This window comes from Bacillus sp. EKM420B (genome assembly GCF_011065565.1).
GTDB lineage: Bacteria > Bacillota > Bacilli > Bacillales > Bacillaceae > Bacillus > Bacillus velezensis.
In genome coordinates this window covers 24194-46739 of sequence record NZ_JAAMNX010000002.1, presented here as the reverse complement: position 1 = coordinate 46739, position 22546 = coordinate 24194, and the positions used below count along the sequence as shown (strand labels likewise).

At 43.7% G+C, this 22546-nt stretch carries 25 protein-coding genes and 1 pseudogene; 7 read left to right on the top strand and 19 right to left on the bottom strand.

The genetic code is table 11. The annotated features are described in order from the left end of the window. The first annotated feature begins 6 nt into the window (after nucleotides 1–6). Nucleotides 7–669, top strand: coding sequence for a GntR family transcriptional regulator (locus tag G9F48_RS05210; RefSeq protein ID WP_014306186.1), 663 nt, complete (start codon nucleotides 7–9; stop codon nucleotides 667–669). Between the two features lie 77 nt (nucleotides 670–746). Here G9F48_RS05210 and G9F48_RS05205 read toward each other — a convergent pair whose 3' ends face one another. The 7 genes from G9F48_RS05205 to G9F48_RS05175 all read right to left on the bottom strand — a co-directional run bounded on the left by G9F48_RS05205 (nucleotide 747) and on the right by G9F48_RS05175 (nucleotide 5996). Continuing rightward, on the bottom strand, nucleotides 747–1256 hold the full coding sequence (locus tag G9F48_RS05205; protein ID WP_070082663.1) for a DinB family protein: 510 nt from the start codon (nucleotides 1254–1256) through the stop codon (nucleotides 747–749). A 50-nt stretch (nucleotides 1257–1306) separates the two neighbouring features. After that, nucleotides 1307–2524, bottom strand: coding sequence for an MFS transporter (locus G9F48_RS05200; protein WP_165409145.1), 1218 nt, complete (start codon nucleotides 2522–2524; stop codon nucleotides 1307–1309). A gap of 347 nt (nucleotides 2525–2871) precedes the next feature. Continuing rightward, the gene (locus G9F48_RS05195) at nucleotides 2872–3240 is read right to left on the bottom strand and encodes a DUF1304 domain-containing protein (protein ID WP_004393040.1); all 369 of its coding nucleotides are present in this window, start codon (nucleotides 3238–3240) and stop codon (nucleotides 2872–2874) included. Nucleotides 3241–3270: 30 nt separating this feature from the next. Further along, entirely contained in the window at nucleotides 3271–3897 is a 627-nt protein-coding gene (locus tag G9F48_RS05190) for a nitroreductase family protein (RefSeq protein ID WP_032875378.1), read from the bottom strand. 13 nt (nucleotides 3898–3910) lie between these two features. Further along, complete coding sequence (locus tag G9F48_RS05185; RefSeq protein WP_185153149.1) at nucleotides 3911–4372, bottom strand: MarR family winged helix-turn-helix transcriptional regulator; 462 nt, start codon at nucleotides 4370–4372, stop codon at nucleotides 3911–3913. A 110-nt stretch (nucleotides 4373–4482) separates the two neighbouring features. Continuing rightward, nucleotides 4483–5361 carry a YitT family protein gene (locus G9F48_RS05180; RefSeq protein WP_014306188.1) on the bottom strand — a complete coding sequence of 293 codons (879 nt, stop codon included), beginning with the start codon at nucleotides 5359–5361 and terminating at the stop codon, nucleotides 4483–4485. Nucleotides 5362–5543: 182 nt separating this feature from the next. Then, a complete protein-coding gene (locus G9F48_RS05175; protein ID WP_014306189.1) occupies nucleotides 5544–5996 on the bottom strand; it encodes a MarR family winged helix-turn-helix transcriptional regulator in 453 nt (150 codons plus the stop codon). 120 nt (nucleotides 5997–6116) lie between these two features. Between G9F48_RS05175 and G9F48_RS05170 the strand changes: the two genes are divergently transcribed. Beyond that, a complete protein-coding gene (locus G9F48_RS05170; RefSeq protein ID WP_165409144.1) occupies nucleotides 6117–6551 on the top strand; it encodes a GNAT family N-acetyltransferase in 435 nt (144 codons plus the stop codon). A gap of 205 nt (nucleotides 6552–6756) precedes the next feature. Here the strand turns inward: G9F48_RS05170 and pdxR are convergent, their stop codons facing one another. After that, complete coding sequence (gene pdxR / locus G9F48_RS05165) at nucleotides 6757–8205, bottom strand: MocR-like pyridoxine biosynthesis transcription factor PdxR (RefSeq protein ID WP_165409143.1); 1449 nt, start codon at nucleotides 8203–8205, stop codon at nucleotides 6757–6759. Nucleotides 8206–8333: 128 nt separating this feature from the next. Here pdxR and G9F48_RS05160 point away from each other — a divergent pair, with 128 nt between their 5' ends. From G9F48_RS05160 to G9F48_RS05150, 3 genes and pseudogenes are all read left to right on the top strand, one after another. After that, complete coding sequence (locus tag G9F48_RS05160; protein ID WP_165409142.1) at nucleotides 8334–9245, top strand: DMT family transporter; 912 nt, start codon at nucleotides 8334–8336, stop codon at nucleotides 9243–9245. A 148-nt stretch (nucleotides 9246–9393) separates the two neighbouring features. Further along, nucleotides 9394–9581 (top strand): annotated as a pseudogene (locus G9F48_RS05155) (DUF255 domain-containing protein); the annotation flags it as partial. Nucleotides 9582–9718: 137 nt separating this feature from the next. Further along, nucleotides 9719–10444 (top strand): PmeII family type II restriction endonuclease, encoded by a 726-nt coding sequence (locus tag G9F48_RS05150; RefSeq protein ID WP_043867603.1) that lies wholly within the window; start codon nucleotides 9719–9721, stop codon nucleotides 10442–10444. Nucleotides 10445–10505: 61 nt separating this feature from the next. On the opposite strand, the gene dcm is transcribed toward G9F48_RS05150, so the two are convergent. Continuing rightward, complete coding sequence (gene dcm / locus G9F48_RS05145) at nucleotides 10506–11810, bottom strand: DNA (cytosine-5-)-methyltransferase (RefSeq protein WP_165409425.1); 1305 nt, start codon at nucleotides 11808–11810, stop codon at nucleotides 10506–10508. A 255-nt stretch (nucleotides 11811–12065) separates the two neighbouring features. On the opposite strand from dcm, the gene G9F48_RS05140 reads away from it, so the two are divergent. Then, complete coding sequence (locus tag G9F48_RS05140) at nucleotides 12066–14135, top strand: thioredoxin domain-containing protein (protein WP_165409141.1); 2070 nt, start codon at nucleotides 12066–12068, stop codon at nucleotides 14133–14135. Here the strand turns inward: G9F48_RS05140 and G9F48_RS05135 are convergent. Further along, entirely contained in the window at nucleotides 14132–15028 is an 897-nt protein-coding gene (locus tag G9F48_RS05135) for a CPBP family intramembrane glutamic endopeptidase (RefSeq protein ID WP_165409140.1), read from the bottom strand. The genes G9F48_RS05140 and G9F48_RS05135 overlap by 4 nt on opposite strands. 214 nt (nucleotides 15029–15242) lie before the next feature. On the opposite strand from G9F48_RS05135, the gene G9F48_RS05130 reads away from it, so the two are divergent. Further along, on the top strand, nucleotides 15243–16574 hold the full coding sequence (locus G9F48_RS05130; RefSeq protein ID WP_004393001.1) for an MFS transporter: 1332 nt from the start codon (nucleotides 15243–15245) through the stop codon (nucleotides 16572–16574). 30 nt (nucleotides 16575–16604) lie between these two features. On the opposite strand, the gene G9F48_RS05125 is transcribed toward G9F48_RS05130, so the two are convergent. The 9 genes from G9F48_RS05125 to ychF form a co-directional block, all read right to left on the bottom strand. Next, the gene (locus G9F48_RS05125) at nucleotides 16605–16985 is read right to left on the bottom strand and encodes a VOC family protein (RefSeq protein WP_156735308.1); all 381 of its coding nucleotides are present in this window, start codon (nucleotides 16983–16985) and stop codon (nucleotides 16605–16607) included. A 55-nt stretch (nucleotides 16986–17040) separates the two neighbouring features. Next, the gene (locus G9F48_RS05120; RefSeq protein ID WP_014306206.1) at nucleotides 17041–17979 is read right to left on the bottom strand and encodes a LacI family DNA-binding transcriptional regulator; all 939 of its coding nucleotides are present in this window, start codon (nucleotides 17977–17979) and stop codon (nucleotides 17041–17043) included. Nucleotides 17980–18041: 62 nt separating this feature from the next. Continuing rightward, nucleotides 18042–18800 (bottom strand): exodeoxyribonuclease III, encoded by a 759-nt coding sequence (gene xth / locus G9F48_RS05115; protein ID WP_165409139.1) that lies wholly within the window; start codon nucleotides 18798–18800, stop codon nucleotides 18042–18044. 26 nt (nucleotides 18801–18826) lie between these two features. Beyond that, entirely contained in the window at nucleotides 18827–19354 is a 528-nt protein-coding gene (locus G9F48_RS05110; protein WP_156735305.1) for a methylated-DNA--[protein]-cysteine S-methyltransferase, read from the bottom strand. Then, a complete protein-coding gene (locus tag G9F48_RS05105; RefSeq protein ID WP_165409138.1) occupies nucleotides 19351–19932 on the bottom strand; it encodes a bifunctional transcriptional activator/DNA repair enzyme AdaA in 582 nt (193 codons plus the stop codon). Before G9F48_RS05105 ends, G9F48_RS05110 begins: the two co-directional genes overlap by 4 nt. 188 nt (nucleotides 19933–20120) lie before the next feature. After that, nucleotides 20121–20360 (bottom strand): 30S ribosomal protein S18, encoded by a 240-nt coding sequence (gene rpsR / locus G9F48_RS05100; RefSeq protein ID WP_004392983.1) that lies wholly within the window; start codon nucleotides 20358–20360, stop codon nucleotides 20121–20123. 43 nt (nucleotides 20361–20403) lie between these two features. Next, complete coding sequence (gene ssbA, locus G9F48_RS05095) at nucleotides 20404–20922, bottom strand: single-stranded DNA-binding protein SsbA (protein WP_004392979.1); 519 nt, start codon at nucleotides 20920–20922, stop codon at nucleotides 20404–20406. Between the two features lie 39 nt (nucleotides 20923–20961). Continuing rightward, nucleotides 20962–21249: a 30S ribosomal protein S6 gene (rpsF, locus tag G9F48_RS05090; protein ID WP_004392977.1), complete on the bottom strand. Its 288-nt coding sequence runs from the start codon at nucleotides 21247–21249 to the stop codon at nucleotides 20962–20964. A gap of 111 nt (nucleotides 21250–21360) precedes the next feature. Continuing rightward, a complete protein-coding gene (gene ychF / locus G9F48_RS05085) occupies nucleotides 21361–22461 on the bottom strand; it encodes a redox-regulated ATPase YchF (RefSeq protein ID WP_004392975.1) in 1101 nt (366 codons plus the stop codon). Nucleotides 22462–22546 lie beyond the last annotated feature (85 nt).

The window sequence follows — 22546 nt, the reverse complement described above, 5'->3', positions numbered from 1 at the left end:
GTTCCATTGGATAATCAAAACAAAGAACCTGTGCTGAAAAGAACCATCATGCGGGACGAAGTGTATCGCACACTCAGAAACTGGATCATAACGGGCAAGCTCAAACCGGAAACAAAGTTAAAGGACAAGGATTTGTCGGAAACATTGGGAATCAGCCGCACCCCGATACGGGAAGCCTTATTGCGGCTGGAAGATGACGGCTTGGTGATAACAAAAGCGAACAGATGGACGCTTGTCGCTCCGATTGAGTTAAAAGAAGCGGAAAACTTGTATTCCATCGTCTGGACGCTTGAAAAACTCGCATTGCAGCAAGCCCTCCCGCGTATGGACGATGCCGTGATTCAAGAATTGAAACAGCTGAATGAAAATCTTCTTCAAACGATGAAAGACGGCGATAAAATGGCCGTTCTGGAAGCGGATAATGCATTTCACCATCGCATCATTCTGCTTGCGGACAACGCTGAACTTCACAAATTGCTTGTAAGCCTGAAAGTCAAAATTCAGAGACTGGAAATCCGCTATTTCAGTGAAAACGGCGCTTTAAACAGATCATATAATGAACACTCTGATATCATTCACGCATTAGAACAGCAAGATGCCGCCGCTGCTTTTACAGCGCTTGAAGCGAATTGGAAAAACAGTTTAGAACGGCTGCAAAACATGGCATAGCAAACGAAAAAGCCAAATCACTCATATGATTTGGCTTTTTTGCGGATATCACAAGACAGCCGCGTGGGCTGTCTTGTTTACTTTTTGTTTATATATAAATAAATACCGTAATCCGTCGGTACAGAAGCATACCCCATCTGTCTGAGCATAGCTGTTATATTCCCGCGATGATACGTTCCGTGGTTCACAACATGGAGGATCATATCGGCCGCTGCGGTTTTCATGATGTCACCTGACGGATGCTCTATTTCAAGGGGGAGGCTGATATTTTCCTCCTTCTGCAAAAATAGTTGATACCGGTCTGATAATTCCAAAAATAGATCTTCCAGCTCTTCTATCTCTTTAGACAAGATGTCCCCTTTTTGCTGTTCAGCTGATTTCAGCGTATCCTCCAGACGCTCTCCGGAGAACACATCAAACCACCCCTTATCGGACAGATACACATGAGTCAATACACCGGCTATCGACGGAAAGACACTTTGAATCTCCTTACGGTACACATCCTCCGGAAGCTCTTTAAGCCGGGTGAATATTTGCTGATTTGCCCAAAGATGATAATCATACAATTGCAGTGCCAGATGTCCCACATTACCCTCTCCTCTCTCGATATAGAACGTACGTTCCTGATTATACTACACTACATGCCGCTCTGTACCATTTTCTTCATTCGCAGCTGAGAAAATCCGATAAAAGCCGAAATTAATAAGAGAAGGCCTGCGCCGATATAAATAAACCGCACGCCGAATACATCCGAGATAACCCCCGTTCCGATAATGGAAAACATAAAAATGAACTGAACTAAAGCTGATCTCGCCGCTAATATATTGACCCGTGTCTTTTCGGTCGTGATGTTTTGAAGTAATGTTTCCTGCGTGAGATCTCGTAATACACAAGCCGGCCCCATACACAGCACCAGAAAAAGGGCCGCAACGGCGCTTGTGATCAGCCCGTAAATAAGCGTGAACATTCCATATGCCAAGGCTCCCGTCAGCATAAGCGGAATGAGATGATGCTGAAGCTTACCGGATAACTTATAGATGATCAGTCCGCCGATCATCGTCCCTGCATAATAGACTCCGTTGACATACCCCCACCAAGCCTCTCCTTTATGAAGGACGTCATGCACATAAGTTAAGGACACAGACCCGATCCATATCATGCCTGCCCACGATTCGATCACATCCATCACAATGAGAACCCTGAGCTGTTTTTGCTGAAATAAATACACCCAGCCGCTTGCCGCATCTGCAAAAAGGGAACGTTCCCTGACTGCTGCCGGCGCACACATGCGTACTTGAAGAAACAGAATGATGCCTAACACCGAAGAAACCAATAACATGACAGTGACGATCATTGTATCGCTCTCTCCCAGGAACGCTATGATGACGCCGCCCAAAGACCACCCCGCAAACTGAACGGTCTGATCCGCCGCAGATAATAAACTGTTCGCTTTCGCCCTTCGATCAGGAGGAATGATTTCCCCAATCAGCGCGCTTTTTATCGGAGCAAACCATCCGTTGCAAAAAGAAATGCCTCCGATCAGACAAAACAGCAGAAAAAAGAATGCGGATGAACCGGTTTGGATGACAAAAAACAAACAGACTAACAGTGTGATCTGTATCAATTGAGAACTGATTAACAAAGAACGAAGCGTGAACCGGCCGGTGACCAGCGGCAAAACGGCGCTGCCCAATACGCGGCATACAATGCTGACGAGCGTCATAAGAGAGGCCATCGCTGTCGAACCGGTTTTTGTAAACAAAAACAAGATAACGGCCATCGTATAAAGTGAAAAGCCCAAGTTGATAGCGGTCTGGCTGTATAAAATAGCGTAATACGCTCTCTTCGTATTCATCCTCTGCAACCCCACTCCCTGATTATGTAAATCATACCATATTTGCCGATCAGCTTTTTTTAAAAAAACAGATTGGCATGGAGTCCGCTCCATCTATTTCAGCAAATAACAATTAAGAAGGAGTGACAGCTGATTTGACGCTTGGTTCAACTGAAAATTGACATAAGGATATATGTGTTGAAACGAGCTGATCACATCCGGAACCATACTCATTCCAAGCGACTGCAATCCATTGCTTGCCCCCGCTGATTTGACATTCCCCGATCTATAGTGATGTATATAAGAAATGATTTTCAAAACAGAATAAAAAAAGAGGGCTTCCTTTCCGGAAGCCCTCACTCCGTCTGCTACGCCAATAAAAGAAAAATAAGCGCTAGGACAGCCGGAAGTCCTTGTTTTACGATAATTGATTTGTTTGAAGTAAAGCCTCCGAAAATGGCCGCGATGACCACACAAATAACGAAAAACATTTGAATCATATGGCCAATCGGATCAGCTCCGAGGATCAGTCCCCAAATGAGGCCGGCAGCCAGAAATCCATTATACAGACCTTGATTTGCAAACATGACCGCCACATTCCGATCACCTTCTAAATGCTTCGGCAATTTGAAAGACCGCTTGGCAGCCTTCGAATTGATAAAAAACATTTCAAGTATCATGATAAATATATGTTCTAAAGCTACAATTCCGACGAAAACAGCCGCAATTATGTCCACTGTCCCTCTCCTCTCAGCTTCACTTCAACCTTATTTCCATTGTGCGATTGTTTCGATAGGAAGACGGTAGGAAGCATATCCTTCGTCTGCCGCTTTTCCGATTGATAACAGCATGACCGGTACATAACGCTCTTTATCCATTCCGAAAACCTCGGCAATCTTTTCTTTATCATAGCCGCCGATCGGGTTTGTGTCATAGCCGTGCGCGCGTGCCGTAAGCATCAGCTGCATGGAAACGAGACCTCCGTCAATCAGAATCGTTTCACGGTTCACTTGCTCCGGCAGTTTTTCAAAATGCGCCGTCAACGCAGCGATTTGTCTGTCTTTTACTTCCTGCGGCATGTAGCCCAGTTCGACCGCTTTTGAATAAATTTCTTCTAAATAGTCATCACTGTTCATATCTGCGAAAACCGCGATCACCGCAGATGATGTGCTGACTTGTGTTTGGTTAAAGCTGGCAAGCGGCGCGAGTTTTTCTTTTCCTTCAGGGCTGTCAATGACGAGGAAACGCCATGGCTGCGCGTTGACTGAAGACGGCGCTGTCGTTGCTTCTTCAAGAATTTGAGTCATTTCTTCTTTGCTGATTTTTACGGCCGGATCGTAATTCCGAATGGAACGGCGCCCTTTCATAATGTCCATAAAGTCGTTTGTTTTCATGTGTAATACACTCCTATGCTTTCATATTTTCTATATTATTCTGCATCTGCGACAATACGTTTTTTAACATATTGCGTTCTTCCTCGCTGACACCGGCAAGCATTTCCTTTATGAAACGCTCCTTCTCCTTTTTGGAAGCCTCAATTCTCTCCCGCCCCTGATCAGTAAGCCGGACAAGTATAATTCGGTTGTCCTCGGGCTTCCGCCTTCTTGTGACCATTTCTTTGGCTTCAAGCTGTTTCAAGTGTCTTGTCACGGCTGCGCCATCAATATTCACCTTTTTCTGAAGATCGCTTTGGCTGATCTCATCGACGTAAAAAAGCACGGCGAGAAGCTCAAGGCGGGATTGGCTGATTCCGGTGCACGCTTCAAACTTCGTGCCGATCACTTTGTGCAGTGATTGGAGCTGATACAAAATCTCGCCTTCCTCTGAACAACATGCTGTCAAAACCCATCCCCACTTTCTTTTGCGCAATTGATTGACTAGTCAATGTTTGATATATCAATAATATACATCCGTTATTCTTTTTTTGCAAGTGTTTTCTCCTTTTTTAAAAAAAGCTGCCGGTGAACGGCAGCTCCTTCTTAATGATTATGGATTTTTCTGAAATTACTGCCTTTTACTTCAGCGACATCATATACCGTCACAAAGGCTTGATTATCAATGTCATTAATAATTTCCTTCAGTTTGGTTTCTTCCAAACGGTTGATGACACATGTGATTTCTTTGAACTTTTCATGAGAAAAACCGCCGTATGCTTCTTTATACGTAGCGCTCCGGCCCAATTCTTCACGAATGGTCTCCACCATTAATGCAGGCTCATTGGTGATAATCTGAAATGTTTTAGAACCGCTTAAGCCTTCCTCAACCACATGGATCACCTTGGATGCGATGTAGTAAGCAATGACGGAAAGCAATGCGCCTTGCAGCCCGAATACAAAAGAAACAAAAATAAACACAAAAATGTTTAAAAATAAAATGAGATCGCTCGTACCAAACGGCAGTTTCCGTGACAGAAGCACAGCCAGCATATCAATTCCATCTAAGGCGCCGCCGTTGCGCAATGCCAATCCCATTCCCAAGCCGAGAATAATCCCGCCGACAACGGTGATTAACAGGGTATCTCCCTCAATGATAGCCGGCGTGTGGTGGAAAAAACTCGTGCCCGCGGCAAGTGAGACAATACCGATAATTGATAGAAACGCAAAACCTTTCCCGATTTGCTTATATCCTAACCAGACAAACGGTATATTGATCACCGCAATCAAGATCCCAAGAGGCAAATGAAAGAGCTGTGAACCGACAATGCTGAGTCCGGTTACACCGCCGTCAGATACACTATTCGGAATCAGTACGGTTTCCAGTCCATACGCGGCAATAATTCCGCCGATGATGACCATGATGGCCCGTACGATTGATTTCGCTCTGAATTTCTTACGTCTTTGTTTTTCGATTGTACTCATATCATTCCCCGCTTCAATTATTTTGTCTTATTTAAATATACCATAATTGATACTTTTCGTTAAAAATAAGCCTATCGGCTAGTTGAAGCAGGAACCGAGGAAGGAGATTTCACAGATAACGTATCCATTTATGACTTTAATCATTCACAACGCAATCATTCAGTAAAAGGAATTATCATCCATTAATAGTCTCTTTTGTTTCCCTTCTTCACATATTCCCAATCATGCTCTATATTTTTTCTCACCCGCTGAAGAAGGCTGAAAATGGTTTCTTTTTCCTCAGACGTAAAGCCGGACAGGGCTACTTCCGCAGAGTGCTCTCCTTCTCTTTGCAATAACGGATAAACCTTTCTCCCTTTTTCGGTCGGGAACAGTTTTTTTATTTTTTTATTTTGATCATCAGGACGCTTTTCAACAAATCCTTGTATTTCCAGTTTCTTGATCGCTCTCGCCGCTGTTGTTCGGTCAACTTTAATCATTTCCGCAAGTTTTTCCTGTATCACTCCCGGGTTTTCACATATACGCACAAGATAGAGATACTGCCCCTTTGTTAAGTCTAATTCCTTAAATTCAATATTGCTGATGGAATCCAATGCCCGTGCGATCATGCCGATTTCCCGCAAAATATCAGTCATATCTTTTCAAACCTTTCATGTTTTTGTTGCATTTGCAATATAATTGTTTTATCGTTACTTCTATAAGACCACAAGCAAGCCGTGCAGTCCAGATTAATATGTGAAAAGGATTGATTGATCATGAGGATAAAAAGAATAACAACGGCAATTGAATTGCAAGCAGCGCTTGAGATTAGAAAAGCAGTATTCATTGAGGAACAGCAAGTACCTGAATCCGATGAATTTGATCAGTTCGATACGCTTGAGGAACAGTGCGGGCATGTCTTGGTTTATCATGAAAATCAGCCTGCCGGCACAGGACGGGTCCGCATCGTAAACCATACAGGCAAGCTCGAACGAATCTGCATCCTGAAACCTTACCGCAAATACGGGTTAGGCAAAGTAATCATAAGAGAATTAGAAAACATGGTAAAAGAAAAAGGCATCACCCAATGTAAACTGCATGGACAAACACATGCGGAAGGCTTTTATCACAAACTGGGCTATCAGACAGATTCACCGGAATTTATGGAAGACGGCATCCCGCATGTCTTAATGACAAAAGAGCTGGCTTAACCGAATAACAAACGGCCGGACTTCTTCCTTTTTAATCTTTAGTATATTAAGGATGCAAGGTTGACCGAAGTTAAAGGAGATTAGAATATTCTGACCTCCTTTAACTTTCTTATCTATCCCTGCCTTGTCACTCACTGCATCCCGATTCGCCAAGTTTAAAACGAACCATGCAGTTTGAATTCCGGTATGCCGCTGTCTTTTAAATTTATCTGCTTGCCAATTCCTTAATCATCAAACCCAATTCATAAATTCCCTTTTGAAGGTCTTCAAGAGATGCATAAGCATATGATAAGCGAATATAATTCCCTTTTTCTTGAGCATAGATACTGCCGAGATTGAGAAGTATCCCTTTTGATAAGGCTTTGGTATAAAGTAATTTCATGGATATGGAAGGCAATATTTTTACCCAGACAAAGAATCCTCCCTTTGGGATATTCCATGTCGCCACATCTTTCAAATGAGTTTCTAAAACACTCAAGGCCAATTCTCTTCTCACCTTTAATTGACTTCTCACCTGTTCTAGATGCTGCTGGTATTCACCGGATGTAAACCACTCTGCCGCTACTCTCTGGGATAACGAACTGGAGCCGTAATCTGTTTGCATTTTTATGTCGGATAAACGTTCAATCACTGGTTCCGGCCCGACGATCCATCCAATCCTCAAGCCCGGACTTAATGTTTTCGATAAGCTGCCTATGTAAAGCACATGCCCATTTTTATCTATTGTTTTAATAGGATCTGGAGGAATCTCATCGATCCATAACTCCCGATAAATGTCATCTTCAATAATGGGAAGCTGTGCATTCTCACTTGCCGCAAGGATTTCTTCTCGTCTCTTTTTTGACATTAAAATACCTGTCGGGTTATGAAAACAAGGATTTGTATATAAGATAGCTCTCCCCCGTTCCCCCCTTGCCATGCGGATATGTTCCGGCAAAAGTCCATCATTGTCCATAGGAACTCCAGTCAGCTTCATACCGGCTGATTGAAATACGTGTAATGAATAAAGATAGGAAGGCTGATCGAGAAATACGGTCGATCCTCTTTGTAAAAGCCCCATTGATATAAGCTGTAAGGCTTGCAGCGCTCCAGAAACAATAAGAATGGAAGAAGGAGAAGCTTGAATGCCGATTGTTCTTAAATAGCCGCTTAATGCCTCTCTCAAAGGCAAATATCCTTTTGGTTCCTCATATCCGAATGCCTCTATGTTTTGAGATACCTTTCCCATGATCTCTTTCATAACAGCTAAAGGAAAAATCTCATGTGAAAGTTCTCCTTTACTGAGCTGTATAAGATCAGAATTTGATTCTGATTTATTGATCTCTTGAACGATTTTTTGGCTTGGCTGCTGAATTCCGGAGGTTACATACTGATCCCAATCGGGAGCGGAATTCTTAGCCAAAAGTGTCCATGTATTGTTCGTAACAACTGTCCCTTTGCCCATTCTGCCTTCGATTAATCCATCCGCCGTCAATTCCTCTAAAGCTGTAATGACTGTGCTCCTGTTCACCTCAAAGTGTTTGGCAAGCGTGCGCTGGCTTGGAATCTTACTTCCGATCGGCCATTCTCCATTTCCTATTTTCTCTTTTATAAATTGAATGATTTGTATGTACTTAGGAAGCTTTCTCATCTTTTTTTCTTCTGGAGCGCTCATAAAAAGGATCCTCCTTAAAGTGGTTGGGTCAAAATCTATTTAACTGGTTGAAGTCATCTCATCAAATCTTTATTAATATAGAAAAACATTAAATAACTGGTTGGTTTTTGTAAAGAGGAGTGAGAAAGATGCGAAAGAAAACAGTTCGAATCGGTATATCTTACAGTCTGATGATTGGGTTGTGGGCATCAGCTTTCCCGGGAATTCGCGCGGGTTTGGAGAGTTACACACCGGAACACCTCGCTTTGTTTCGCTTGTTGATTGGGTCAATGGCACTGCTGGTTTTTGCTGTTTTGACTCATATGCGTTTACCTGACATGAAGGATATCCCTGCTATTTTATCTTTAGGATTTTTAGGTTTTGCACTATATCACATTTTGCTGAATATCGGAGAAAAAACCGTCAGCGCAGGGGTAGCAAGCTTACTCGTGACCATGACACCTATTTTTTCTGCAATGTTATCTCGTCTGTTTTTTGGTGAACATTTTGGGCTTTATAAATGGATTGGCTCTATCATAAGTTTATTAGGTGTGTCGATCATTTCATTTGGGGCAGGAAACTATACAAATTCAGTGAACGGCATTTTGTTAATCCTGCTGGCAGCTTTTTCGGAGAGTATTTATTTCGTTTTTCAAGCCCGCTATATAAAAAAATATGGATTTATTCCATTCGTTACATTCACTATTTGGGGCGGGACAATACCTATGCTTCTATTTCTGCCTGGCTTAGGGGAAGAGTTTTTGAACGCTTCCATGAACTCAACATTGTCTATCGTTTACTTAGGCTTATTACCAACGGTTGTGCCTTACTTTGCACTTGCGTATGTCACTTCACTCGTCGGTGCTTCAGAAGCAGCCATTTCACTTTATTTAACACCAGCCATAACCTTGGTCATTTCTTGGGTGTGGTTAGGTGAAGTACCCACGCTTATTGCACTGACAGGCGGGATGGTTACAGTCGCCGGGGTGTGTTTCACTTATCTAACAGTAAATAAAATGATAAAGATTTTAAATCCTTATTTCTTATCTAAAAAGCAATAAAGTGGATGACATTTATCCCTGAAAATAGAGTCATAAGCCGTTCTCCTTTTTAATGACTTGGGTTTGGATCACAAAGTTGAGTGTATGAATTATTTTAGAGGATTGTGGTATGTTAAACATACAAATATGAATAGAAAGAGGTGAGCCCATGCCAAACAATAGTAAACCCAACAGTTTAATCACGGAGAAGTCCCCTATCTGCTCCAACACGCCCACACCCCCGTAAACTGGCACCCTTAGGGAGAAGAGGCCTTCGAAAAAGCAAAATGCGAAAACAAGCCGGCTCTTGTCAGCATCGGCTATTCGACGTGTCATTGGTGTCATAACAGACACCACTAGGTCCAATTTTTAATTTAAAACTGCTTCTAACACATTTTTTTCTTAGTCAAACTTTCAAATACATAAATGGTTAATTTTACAGATAGTGCAAAAGACCCTATAATAGAAGTGTTAAAGAGAAATGGGGGAGAATAATGAATACACAACATCCAGATGATATTATTGAGAAAGCAAAAGATTTTTTTAGAAACGAAATTGCAAAAAGTCACCTTGCGAACACTTTAAAGTTGAAAGAATTGAAACATTTATCACTGAATCCATTTTTAGATAAGTACAGAGCTAACTTCTTGGCAGGGAATGATAATCCGCAAAATATTGCAAGAGCATTAGTTTATCCAAGAGTATTAGGCACATCTTTAAACACGACATTTGGAAACAAGTTACAGAAATTCTGTAGTGACGTCTTGGATGGTTTCGCCTCAACTACATCTGGAATTGATATTGAATTCATTGATAAATTAGACGGCAATAGAAAGTACTGTCAAATAAAGGCCGGCCCCAACACAATTAATGCTGACGATGTTCCAACTATTAAAAATCACTTTTTAGGGATCAAAAATCTTGCTCGAACAAATAATTTGAGTATTGGATTTAATGACCTTGTTGTAGGTGTTTTTTATGGTTCCGATGATAAATTAAGTGGTCACTACAAAAAAATAAAAGAAGAATATCCAGTAATTGTAGGTGCCGAATTTTGGTATAGACTTACAGGTGAAGAAAACTTCTATAAGCGATTAACTGATGCAATAGGAGAAATTGCATCAGAATTTGATGGATCAAAACTTATAGAAGAAGTAATTGATAGTCTAGCCAAACAAATAGAGGAGGAATTAAAAGAACAAGAGTCTTTGGAAGAGTAGGAGTGAAAACAGGGATGTATAATTTTCATCCCTGTTAATTTTCACAGAAAAAGCAGAATGCTCATGTTATCTGATTTAGTGTGCTAATTATAGATAAACCAATAGCTTTAGCCATATTTACTGGAACAGCATTCCCAATTTGCTTATAAGCATTGTTTGTTGAACAATCAAAATTCCATGAGTCAGGGAAACTTTGTATTCTAGCATATTCTCTTACTGTAAATGGTCTGGTTTCATCTGGATGACATCTTTCTGTTTGCTTTTGTGCGGGAGAGCAAGTTAAAGTCAGAGAAGGCTCATCCCAAGATAATCTCCTAGCCATCCCCGTTCTTCCACCACCTGAGTAATAACTTTTTCCCATGTAGTCTTTCGCTATTTCGTCAGGAAGATCCCTCCAGTAGCCACCAGGAGGGACGAGATCTAAAACTCTTTTTTTCGATTCTGGATATTTTGCTCCCTCAGATTCTGGAACATTTTTTAGCACATCATTTAATGTAAGCTCATATCCATATGGTTGAGGGAAGAAATAATCCGTCTCGTATTTCTCTATTAAATCATTTCTAATACCAACTAATACTATTCTTTCCCTCTTCTGTGCTACATCATAATCTAATGCTCTTAAAACTTTCCATTTTACTGTGTAACCAATATCAGAGAATACTTTTAACATAAGAGCTAAAGTTCGACCATTATCATGATTAACCAACCCTCTAACATTTTCAGCTAAGAACATTTTCGGAAGTAACTGTTTTAAAACTTGGGCATAGTAATAAAACATTGTACCTCTCGCATCGGATAACCCCATTTTCTTTCCTGCATAACTAAACGCTTGACAAGGATAACCTCCTGATAGTAAGTCTAATTCTCCAATTGGAACATTTACATAGTTTTTAATCCCTTCTTCAGCAACATCAATAATATCCTTTTCAATAACATTCCAATGGGGTCTATTTTTTCTCAAAGTTTGACAAGCATATTTATCAAACTCAACAAGACCTCTAGATTTAAATCCTGCTTGTTCTAGTCCTAATGCTAACCCACCAGCCCCAGCAAAAAGTTCTACTACTGAATAATTTTTGTTGGCTTTAATATCTCTTATGTCTAAAAACTCATTACCTTCAAAACTTGAAACATTTATTTCCTCATCTATATTAGAATCTATTAAATTATCCGTTCCATCTAGTGATAATTCCATTTGTTCAGATTCAATAATTTCTTCAAAATTCACATCTAATATTTCACATAATTTTAGTGCATTTGATTTTATAGGATTAAAATTAGGTGACAAAAGCATGGAAAGCTGATTTTTACTAATTCCTAGCTGCTCTGCTAATTGTTTTTGAGTAGATATCCCATGTTTTTCCATATGTAATCTAACTTTATTCTTACTTATAGTATACAATGAATAACCCTCCAATAGAGTTAAAAAAATATTTAACTTTAATAGGGTTATTATGATCGATTTTTAACTTTAAGTCAATAAAACAAAATTAAACTATTGCAGTTTTTTTATATGTTGTATTGAATCTTGTTGTGTTTGAAAAAACCTGAATATTATATACATCACTGTGTTACTTTAGGATATGATAAATATATCAAAGTATTGAAAGAAGGTGAGCCCATGCCAAACAATAGTAAACCCAACAGTTTAATCACGGAGAAGTCCCCCTATCTGCTCCAACACGCCCACAACCCCGTAAACTGGCACCCTTGGGGAGAAGAAGCCTTCGAAAAAGCAAAACGCGAAAACAAGCCGGTTCTTGTCAGCATCGGCTATTCGACTTGTCACTGGTGCCATGTAATGGCCCACGAGTCCTTTGAGGACGAAGAGATCGCCGGTATGTTAAACGATAAATTCATAGCCATCAAGGTTGATCGTGAGGAGCGGCCTGATGTGGATTCCGTGTATATGAGAATCTGCCAGCTGATGACGGGGCAGGGCGGGTGGCCGCTGAACGTGTTCGTCACACCAGATCAGAAGCCGTTTTATGCGGGGACGTATTTTCCGAAGACGAGCAAATTTAACCGTCCGGGCTTTATCGATGTGCTTGAACATCTGTCCGAAACATTTGCGAATGACCGGCAGCATGTCGAGGATATCGCTGAAAACGCCGCCGCTCATCTTGAAGTCAAGGTTCACCCGGCTGAGGGCATGCTTGACGAACAGGCGGTTCATGACACGTATCGCCAGCTGGCCGGCGGGTTTGACACGGTGTACGGCGGGTTCGGCCAGGCTCCGAAATTTCCGATGCCGCATATGCTCATGTTTCTGCTTCGCTACTACAGCTATACGGGCAAGGAACAGGCTTTGGCCGGCGTAACCAAGACACTCGACGGCATGGCGAACGGCGGAATTTTTGATCACATCGGGTTCGGATTCGCCCGCTACTCGACTGATAATGAATGGCTCGTGCCGCATTTTGAGAAAATGCTGTATGACAACGCCCTTCTCCTGACCGCCTATACGGAAGCCTATCAAGTCACGGGTAATGAGCGCTACAAACAGATTGCGATGCAGATCGTAACGTTTATTCAGCGGGAAATGATGCATGAAGACGGCAGCTTTTTCTCAGCTTTAGATGCTGATACCGAAGGCCGTGAGGGGAAATATTACATATGGTCCAAAAAAGAAATCATGAATCTTCTCGGTGATGAACTCGGCCCGCTTTATTGCAAGGTGTATAACATCACAGATCAAGGCAATTTTGAAGGCGAAAACATCCCGCACCTCATTTTCACGCGGCGTGAGGCCATCCTCGAAGAGACCGGCCTCACCGGACATGAGCTGGCCGAACGTCTTGAAGAGGCAAGAATAAAATTGCTGGAGGCCCGTGAAAACAGAAGCTATCCGCATACAGATGACAAAGTGCTGACCTCATGGAACGCGCTCATGATTGCCGGGCTGGCAAAAGCCGCAAAGGTCTTTCACGAGCCTGACTATCTCAGCATGGCGGAAACAGCGATCCGCTTTCTCGAACGGCACCTCATGCCGGACGGGCGCGTCATGGTCCGCTATCGCGAGGGCGAAGTGAAAAACAAAGGGTTTATCGATGATTACGCTTTTCTCATCTGGGCTTATCTTGAACTGTATGAAGCGGGTTTTCATCCGTCTTATCTGCAGAAAGCGAAAACGTTATGTACAAGCATGCTGGAGCTGTTCTGGGATGAACGGCACGGGGGTTTCTTCTTTACGGGGAATGATGCTGAGACCCTTCTTGTCAGGGAAAAAGAGGTTTATGACGGGGCCGTGCCTTCCGGAAACAGCGCGGCTGCCGTACAGCTGCTTCGTCTCGGCCGCCTGACGGGTGATGTATCACTGATTGAAAAAGCCGAAGCGATGTTTTCCGTGTTCAAACGGGAAATAGAGGCCTATCCGAGCAGCAATGCTTTCTTCATGCAAAGCGTACTGGCACACACAATGCCCCAAAAAGAAATCGTTGTGTTCGGAAGGAAAGATGACCCGGACAGAAAACGTTTCATTGAGGCGCTTCAGGAGCATTTTACTCCCGCCTATACGATTCTCGCGGCAGAACATCCGGATGAGCTTGCTGGCATTTCTGACTTTGCCGCGGGTTATCAAATGATCGATGGGAAGACAACGGTCTACATTTGTGAGAATTTCGCCTGCCGGAGGCCGACGACGGATATTGATGAAGCGATGAACACCTTACAAATCAGCAGCAGAGCCTAGGCGGCCTGCTGCTTTTCTTTTTTCACAAAACGGAACGCGAGCCATGCGAAGATGATATTGATCACCAGAGTCGATATGCAATCGTATATTTCATAGCCCCCGGCTGCTGTTGTAAATACCGACGGAATGCCGCCGTACACCGAATGATCCTCTGTGAGAAAGATAAATAAAAACATATTATTGGCAGCGTGACCGCCAAGGGACATCTCCAGACTGCCCGTTTTAACCGTGATAAAGGTCCAGATCATGCCGATGGTGACATATCCGATTCCCGCCCAGAGAGCTCCATTTTCCATCTCCGGATTTCCGAAATGAAGTGCGCCGAATAATCCGCCGATAATGACCGTCAGAACCACCGCGTTTGCCGTCAATTTTCCGGCAAACTGTAGCAGAAAACCGCGAAAGAGAAATTCCTCCGCAGAGGTTTGAATCGGAACCAACAAGACGGCCGCCGTTAACAGCAGCAGAAAACGTGAAGCATGGAATTCCTGAAGCGTGAAACGATCCGGATGAATTAAAAAATCAATCAGCCCCGCGACAAACATCAGCACAACATATGTGCCGAATCCAAAGAAAATTCTCTTCCAGTTCAGCGACTGATTCGGTGTAATGATGGATAAAAACCGCCGCTTCATAATGAAACGAACCGCTATCCAAATGCCCGGAATCGCTATGAAATAGACGATATGCTGTAAATAAATATCCGCCAGCGGGTCACTTAATGCCGCCTCATCCCAATTTATCGTCAGTGAAGGATTGAAAGCGGACGTGAGAAACATATAAAACACGGTCAGTATGCTTCCGAAAAAGAACAAACCCACAATGAGCAACAGAGAAAGAAGATATCTCGATACACTATTTCTTCCCTCTGCGGGCCGTACAAATGTATTCATATTTATGCATCAACTTCCTTTCCTTCAACATTTTACAATATAAACAGAAACAGATATAGGAAATGTTATATATTTTAAGAAGAAAGCGCTATGCCGTTTCCTTTGGCTCTGGTTATTTACACTCTGTTTTTGCCAAAAAAAGACCTTTATAATGTATTCGTCAGATAAATTTACAGTATTTTCTGATTACAATTGCTAAGTCAGGGGGTTTTTTATGAAACATCAGACATTCTCAAATGTAGCGAACCGATTAGACCGTCTCCCCATTTCGCGTGTGCACTATCAAGTATTAACCGCTCTCGGAATCATCTATTTTTTCGATCTCGCTGATCTGTTTACGCTCAGCAACGTGGCTCCGGCGCTGATTGAGCATTGGGGCGTGAAGCTGTCCGTCATTGCCGACATCACGGCTGCATCCTTCCTGGGCATGTTTTTAGGCGCCTCCATCGGCGGAAGGCTGTCCGATCGGATCGGCAGGAAAAAAGCGCTGAATTGTTTTGTCCTTGTCTTTTCGATCTCATCTTTTCTGAATGCGCTGGCATGGGACATTCCGTCCTTAATGATTTTCCGCTTCTTGACCGGGCTCGGCGTCGCGGCCGCCATGATTGTGACGAACAGCTATTTGGCGGAATTTTTCCCATCATCCGTACGGGGAAAATACATCTCCTTTTGCGCCATGATCGGACTAATCGGCGTTCCCGTCACAAACGTTGTTTCCGCTTTTGTCATTCCTTTAGGCTCATGGGGGTGGCGGCTCGTATTCGTATGGGGGGCGGCCGGTCTCATTTATTTCTTTTTTATCCGCCGGCTTGAGGAATCGCCGCGCTGGCACGAAAATCGGGGCGCATATGATCAGGCAAACGCCATTATGAACCGTCTTGAAGCACGTATAGAGAAAGAAAAAGGCCCGCTTCCCGCGCCAAAAGAGGCGGCAGAAGTACATACAGTGAAGCACGCAGGCTACTTAGGGCTGTTTCAGGGCAGGAATTTAAAGATCACCATCATCCTGTCAGCGGTATGGATTCTTGAAACCTTTGGCTTTTACGGCTTTGCTTCATGGGTGCCCAGCCTGCTGAAAAGCAACGGCATCACCATGGAAAAAACGCTGTGGTACAATGTGCTTCACTCTGTCGGCGCACCGCTTGGCGCATTGCTCGGTTCCATGATATCCGAGACGTTCCAAAGGAAATGGATCCTGGCCGCAAGCGCTTTTCTGACTGCCATTGCCGGACTGTTATACGGCATGACGTTTATTCCCGTCATGATTATTGTGTTTGGATTTGTCGTCAACGTTACGGAACGGGTATTCACCTCAAACTTATACGCATATACATCGGAGCCGTATCCTACGGAATATCGCTCGGCCGGGAGCGGGCTGGCGTACGGGCTCGGCCGTTTTTCCAATATATTCGGTTCCCTGCTCGTCGGATTTATTGCCGTTAAGCTCGGCTACATCAGCGTCTTTTTGTTCATCGGCGGCTGCTGGCTTCTATGTTCCGTTTTGTTAATCCTCTTCGGTCCGAAAACTAATGCTCAGCAAATTTAATCAATAAAACAGTGCGGGTTCCCCGCACTGTTACACTGTGATTTCTATCAAATTGCCTTCCCCATCCTCTATCACGCTCTCATAATATCCGTCACCCGTCACGCGCGGGCCGCTTACAACCTGAAATCCGTCGTTTTTAAACGTCTCCGTCAATTCATTCACCCGCTCCTTGCTGCCTGTAGAAAATGCGAGATGCGCCCATCCGGTCATATTCTGTGACGGAGCTTCATCAATGCCGCCTTTTTTCATAAGTTCCAGCCTGCATCCGGAGTCAAACGAAAGAAAATACGATTTGAAATCTTTTTTCTCATTATGATAAAGGTCATTGGCCCTGGCGCCGAAGTATTTCTCATAAAATTCTTTCATCCGTTCTAAATCTTTCACCCATATGGCCGCATGTTCAATTCGCATATGTCCGCCTCCTTTTTTTCTCAATCTAGTTATAAAGCATGAAACCCATTTCAGCTCAAGACTTTTTCCGCTGAAATTGATGCATAATTTGTTTTTTAGCCGTTTCTCCGTGCAAAAACAGCAAAAATGCTTCCCTTCCGACCCGTTCCAAATGAAGTTCCAGAGATGGGATATTCAATGCCCGGCTGACGCTCAGATTTCCCTCGCCGATGATCTCCGCGTCCCATTTCTGTTCTTTCGCAAACTGGTACAAGCCGGCAGCCACGTCATCACTGTGCGCATAGATGGCCGTCGGCGCCTTGTCGAAACCCCAGAAGTGTTCACCTGCCCGCTTCCCGTCGTCCATATCATGGCATCCGATCAGAATACGGGTTTCATCAAGAGAGCCGAAAACGGCCTTATATGCGGTTACCTTGTCGGCCGTACTCGGGCTTTTTTCCGCTTCCCGCACACATGTAAAAGCAACGTCTTGATGTCCGCGGTTTTTCAAATACAAAAAGCTTTCTCTGTAAGCTGCCTGCCTGTCATTATAAGCGCAGGGAATCTCTTGATGCTGCGTATATTCACAAGCGACAATGGGGCCGTATTCCAGGTAAGGCACGGCGGTTTCCCATTCATTCGCGCGGGACGTGACAATCAGTCCGTCAATCTTTTTCATTTTCAGCAGTTCGAAATAGGTCATCTCTATAGCGGGGTCATAGTTGGTGGGGAGAAGGGTTGTCACGTAATCATGGGCAAACGCTTCCTTCGTGATACCGTTTACAATTTTGTCAAAGCAGGGATGGTCACTGTACGGCAAAATCACGCCTATTGTATTGGTCTTTCCTCGAATCAGATCAATGGCGGTTCGATTAGGGGTATAATCCAGCTCCTTCATCACTTGATTCACAAGACGCCTTTTCTCCTCAGATACGTACGGGTGTCGGTTTAATACGCGTGATACGGTGGCCACCGACACATTCGCCAGTTTCGCAATCTCTTTTATATTTGCCATGTGCTCCTCCATTTTCGGTGATAAAAAAGCAGCAAGAGTGGATTTCTCTTACTGCTATCTCATCATAAATCCACTGTCATTTCAACAGGGCAATGGTCAGAACCCATGATATCGGCACAAATGGCCGCTTGGCTGATCCGCGTCTTCAGTCTGTCTGAAACAATGACGTAATCAAGCCGCCAGCCGATGTTTTTCTCACGTGCGTTCGTCCTGTAAGACCACCAGGAATAGGCGCCTTCCCGATCAGGATATAAATAGCGGAATGAGTCGGTAAATCCGGTGTTCAGCAGGGCGCTGAACGCTTCCCGCTCTTGATCCGAGAAACCGGCGTTCTTCCGGTTGGCTTTCGGATTTTTTAAATCTATCTCCCTGTGTGCGACATTCAGATCGCCGCATAATATCACGGACTTCTTCCGGTCAAGCTTCTGCAGATACTCCTTAAAATCGGCTTCCCATTGAAGACGGTAATCAATTCGCTCTAATCCGCGTTTGGCATTCGGCGTATAACAGTTGACGACGAACACGTTCTCAAATTCAAGTGTGATCACCCGTCCTTCTTTATCATGATCGTCAATTCCCAATCCATAAAACACGTGCAGCGGCTTTTCTTTCGAAAAAACAGCCGTGCCTGAGTAGCCTTTTTTCACCGCATAGTTCCAATAGCCGTGATATCCTTCAAGCTGTAATGATACTTGTCCGTCCTGTACTTTCGTTTCTTGCAGACATAAAATATCCGCTGCCGTTTCCTGAACGTAAGTATTGATATCTATCTTTTTCATCACGGCACGCAAGCCGTTTACATTCCAAGAAATCAGTTTCATGTGTTCCCTCCTGTCCGGCTCAGCCGTCATTCCAGTGTTTCAATGTTTCCGCCCTCTAATGCCAGCAGCTGCTTTTTCATTTCTAAACCGCCTCTGAATCCGGTCAGTTTTCCGGTTTTTCCGATGACGCGATGGCACGGAACCGTAATCAATACCGGATTTTTTCCGATCGCGGCGCCCACGGCTCTTACGGCTGACGGTTTCTGAATCATTTTTGCTATATCCGAATAGGAGTATGTCTCGCCGTACGGTATGTCCATAAGCGCTTTCCATACAGCAAGCTGAAATTCTGTCCCGTAAAGATCCACCGGCACTGAAAAAGCTGATCTGCCATTTTCGATGTACTCGGACAGCTCTGCCGTGTAAGACGCCAGCTTCTCATCATCACGTGCCAATCGGTATTGCGGCAGTGATTTTTTTGCCCACTGCTCAATCTCTTCAAAGCTTCCATGATTTGAACCTATAAAGCATAGCCCCTTAGATGTGGCGGCTGTATACAGGCTCCAATCATTCCGTGTGAAAAGTGTCCAATAGACCATTGTCTCTTTACTCATATTGAACCTCCCTGTCCCATTCCGGCAGTTTTTCGGTATTCTGTGGGCGAATTTCCGATTCTCTTTTTAAAAAGAGTGGCAAAATGCGCTGTGTTTGGAATTCCGACCGTCAGAGCGATCTCCATGACTGTCATATCAGTATGCTTTAAAAGGTGTTCCGCCTTCGACAATCTTATTTTCTGTAAATACTCAATCGGGGATATTCCCCTGATTTTTTTAAATGTCCGCTGTAAATGATAGGGGCTGCCGTGACACATTTCGGCCAGTACACTCAGAGTCAGAGATTCGTGATAATGGCGGTCAATGTACTCAATGATTTGAACAATCCATTCTTCATCAGGAAGACGAAGACCGTTCGGCCGGCACCTTTTACAGGGACGAAAATGTTTATCGAGCGCTGCATCAGCCGTATCAAACACCAGCACGTTTTCTTTATTCGGAACTCTCGATTTACAAGAAGGCCGGCAGAAAATCCCCGTCGTTTTTACTGCATAATAAAATGCTCCGTCATAAGAAGCATCATTGCGTATGATTGCCCTCCACTTTTCATCAGTCAGGATATTTCTGTCTGTCTCCATCTCAGCCACCCCCTGTTCTTCAGTATAAACAAATTCATTGCATAAGTACGCGTATTTGAATAGAGGAGCAAGATAACAAAGGTGTAAGAAGCACTTCCATGTTTCATGTGAAACATTTCGGCAGGATGGAGGAGGACTGATATAAAAAAAGAGCAGGAGCCCGCAGGCTCTTGCTCTTTTCTTTCGGCTTACTCGCCAGTTACGTATGGAAGTAAAGCCATTTGACGTGCGCGTTTGATCGCGATAGTCAATTTACGTTGGTATTTCGCATTTGTTCCAGTTACACGGCGAGGTAAGATTTTACCACGCTCAGAAACAAACTTTCTAAGAAGATCTACATCTTTGTAATCGATGTGCGTAATGCCATTAGAAGTGAAGTAACAAACCTTACGGCGTTTCGCACGACCGCCTCTGCGTCCTCCTGCCATTGTCATTTCCCACCTTTCTCGCTATGAATATAGCGATAATCTATTAGAACGGAAGATCATCATCCGAGATGTCAATCGGCTTGCCGTCGTTGGCAAATGGATCATCATTAAAGCTGTTCCCTTGATTTCGTCTCTGGTTGTTCTGATTTCCGCCGAACGGATTATCATTTTGGCCTCCGCCAAAGTATTGGCCTCCGCCGCTGTTTCCTTCGTTGTATCCGCCTGATCCAGAACCGCCGCTGTTTTTAGGCTCAAGAAATTGAACACTTTCAGCTTGGACTTCTGTCACGAAGACACGCTGTCCCTGCTGATTTTCATAATTTCTTGTCTGGAGTCGGCCGTCTACGCCGGCAAGGCTTCCTTTTTTAAGAAAGTTTGCAACGTTTTCGGCTTGTCTTCTCCAAGTGACACAATTAATGAAATCGGCTTCACGTTCTCCGGACTGGTTCGTGAATGTACGATTCACAGCAAGAGTAAACGTGGCGACAGCCGCACCGCTTGGCGTATAACGAAGCTCTGGGTCTTTTGTCAGTCTTCCGACTAATACAACTCGGTTAAGCATATGAAAGACCACCTTTTAACATTATATATTTCAAATTGCTTATTCTTCTTCTTTAACAACGATGTGGCGAATGATATCGTCACTGATCTTAGCTAAACGGTCGAATTCAGCAACCGCTGCAGCTTCAGACTGAACGTTTAAGATTTGGTAGAAACCGTCACGGAAATCGTTGATTTCGTAAGCAAGACGACGTTTACCCCAATCTTTTGTTCCAGTGATCTCCGCTCCGTTAGAAGTCAATACGTTGTTGAAACGCTCGATAACTGCCTTCTTTGACTCTTCGTCAATGTTCGGACGGATAATGTACATAACTTCGTACTTTTTCATCTGTTTGCACCTCCTTTTGGTCTAAGCGGCCCTATAATGGGCAAGGAGCAATAATTCTATTACTCACAAGTTTATATTATACCAAAGCTCTTGTCCCTTTACAACTGTGTCCTATACATTAAATCGGAAATGAATGACATCTCCGTCTTGGACTACATATTCCTTACCTTCCAGACGCACTTTTCCGGCTTCTTTCGCTCCGGACATTCCGCCGCCTGCCAAAAGGTCTTCATAAGCAACCGTTTCAGCGCGGATAAAGCCGCGTTCAAAGTCAGTGTGGATGATACCCGCACACTCAGGAGCTTTCATGCCTTTTCTGAATGTCCATGCGCGCACTTCCTGTTCGCCCGCCGTAAAGTATGTTGCAAGGCCGAGAAGAGAGTATGACGCTTTTATCAGCTGATCAAGACCTGATTCTTCGATGCCGAGCTCCTCAAGGAACATTTGCTTTTCTTCGCCTTCCAATTCAGCAATTTCAGACTCGATTTTCGCACAGACGACGATGACTTCGGCATTTTCACCCGCGGCATACTCACGGATTTTCGCAACGTATTCATTGTCTGAAGGATCAGCCACTTCATCTTCGCTTACATTCGCCACATAAAGCACGGGTTTTGACGTAAGCAGATGAAGCTGCTTCACAAGCTTTTGCTGTTCTTCCGTAAATTCAACGGAACGGGCAGGCTTTTCTTGTTCGAAAGCTTCTTTCAATTTAGACAGAATGTCAAATTCAAAAACCGCTTCTTTGTCTTTTTGCTTCGCAAGCTTGCTTACACGCGTGATGCGTTTTTCGACTGTCTCCATGTCGGCAAGAATCAATTCAAGATTGATCGTTTCAATATCGTCAATCGGATCGACTTTCCCTGACACGTGCGTAATATTGTCATCAGCGAATGCGCGTACAACGTGGCAGATCGCATCAACCTGACGGATATGAGAAAGAAACTTATTTCCGAGTCCTTCACCTTTAGATGCGCCTTTTACGATCCCCGCGATATCAGTGAATTCAAACGCAGTCGGCACCGTTTTTTTCGGGTTCACCAATTCAGTCAGCTTTTGCAGACGTTCATCCGGCACTTCCACGATCCCCACGTTCGGATCAATTGTACAGAACGGGTAGTTGGCTGATTCGGCACCAGCCTGGGTAATTGCATTAAATAACGTCGATTTTCCGACATTCGGCAAACCGACAATTCCAGCAGTTAAAGCCATTCTTTCATCTCCTCTATATCAAACCATCATCGTATAAACGTATTGTAAACCTAGAGCAATTATAAGGAGGTTCATAGGAAAAGAC

Excerpts from the sequence above, each read along its gene's own strand:
- G9F48_RS05160 (WP_165409142.1), top strand. The coding sequence starts at position 8,334 with ATGCGAAAGAAAACAGTTCGAATCGGTATATCTTACAGTCTGATGATT.
- G9F48_RS05140 (WP_165409141.1), top strand. The coding sequence starts at position 12,066 with ATGCCAAACAATAGTAAACCCAACAGTTTAATCACGGAGAAGTCCCCC.
- G9F48_RS05170 (WP_165409144.1), top strand. The coding sequence starts at position 6,117 with ATGAGGATAAAAAGAATAACAACGGCAATTGAATTGCAAGCAGCGCTT.
- G9F48_RS05130 (WP_004393001.1), top strand. The coding sequence starts at position 15,243 with ATGAAACATCAGACATTCTCAAATGTAGCGAACCGATTAGACCGTCTC.
- G9F48_RS05180 (WP_014306188.1), bottom strand. The coding sequence starts at position 5,361 with ATGAGTACAATCGAAAAACAAAGACGTAAGAAATTCAGAGCGAAATCA.
- G9F48_RS05190 (WP_032875378.1), bottom strand. The coding sequence starts at position 3,897 with ATGAAAACAAACGACTTTATGGACATTATGAAAGGGCGCCGTTCCATT.
- rpsF (WP_004392977.1), bottom strand. The coding sequence starts at position 21,249 with ATGAAAAAGTACGAAGTTATGTACATTATCCGTCCGAACATTGACGAA.
- G9F48_RS05105 (WP_165409138.1), bottom strand. The coding sequence starts at position 19,932 with ATGGAGACAGACAGAAATATCCTGACTGATGAAAAGTGGAGGGCAATC.
- G9F48_RS05110 (WP_156735305.1), bottom strand. The coding sequence starts at position 19,354 with ATGAGTAAAGAGACAATGGTCTATTGGACACTTTTCACACGGAATGAT.
- xth (WP_165409139.1), bottom strand. The coding sequence starts at position 18,800 with ATGAAACTGATTTCTTGGAATGTAAACGGCTTGCGTGCCGTGATGAAA.
- G9F48_RS05120 (WP_014306206.1), bottom strand. The coding sequence starts at position 17,979 with ATGGCAAATATAAAAGAGATTGCGAAACTGGCGAATGTGTCGGTGGCC.
- G9F48_RS05175 (WP_014306189.1), bottom strand. The coding sequence starts at position 5,996 with ATGACTGATATTTTGCGGGAAATCGGCATGATCGCACGGGCATTGGAT.
- G9F48_RS05200 (WP_165409145.1), bottom strand. The coding sequence starts at position 2,524 with ATGAATACGAAGAGAGCGTATTACGCTATTTTATACAGCCAGACCGCT.
- ssbA (WP_004392979.1), bottom strand. The coding sequence starts at position 20,922 with ATGCTTAACCGAGTTGTATTAGTCGGAAGACTGACAAAAGACCCAGAG.
- G9F48_RS05125 (WP_156735308.1), bottom strand. The coding sequence starts at position 16,985 with ATGCGAATTGAACATGCGGCCATATGGGTGAAAGATTTAGAACGGATG.
- pdxR (WP_165409143.1), bottom strand. The coding sequence starts at position 8,205 with ATGAGCGCTCCAGAAGAAAAAAAGATGAGAAAGCTTCCTAAGTACATA.
- ychF (WP_004392975.1), bottom strand. The coding sequence starts at position 22,461 with ATGGCTTTAACTGCTGGAATTGTCGGTTTGCCGAATGTCGGAAAATCG.
- dcm (WP_165409425.1), bottom strand. The coding sequence starts at position 11,810 with ATGGAAAAACATGGGATATCTACTCAAAAACAATTAGCAGAGCAGCTA.
- G9F48_RS05135 (WP_165409140.1), bottom strand. The coding sequence starts at position 15,028 with ATGAATACATTTGTACGGCCCGCAGAGGGAAGAAATAGTGTATCGAGA.
- G9F48_RS05150 (WP_043867603.1), top strand. The coding sequence starts at position 9,719 with ATGAATACACAACATCCAGATGATATTATTGAGAAAGCAAAAGATTTT.
- rpsR (WP_004392983.1), bottom strand. The coding sequence starts at position 20,360 with ATGGCAGGAGGACGCAGAGGCGGTCGTGCGAAACGCCGTAAGGTTTGT.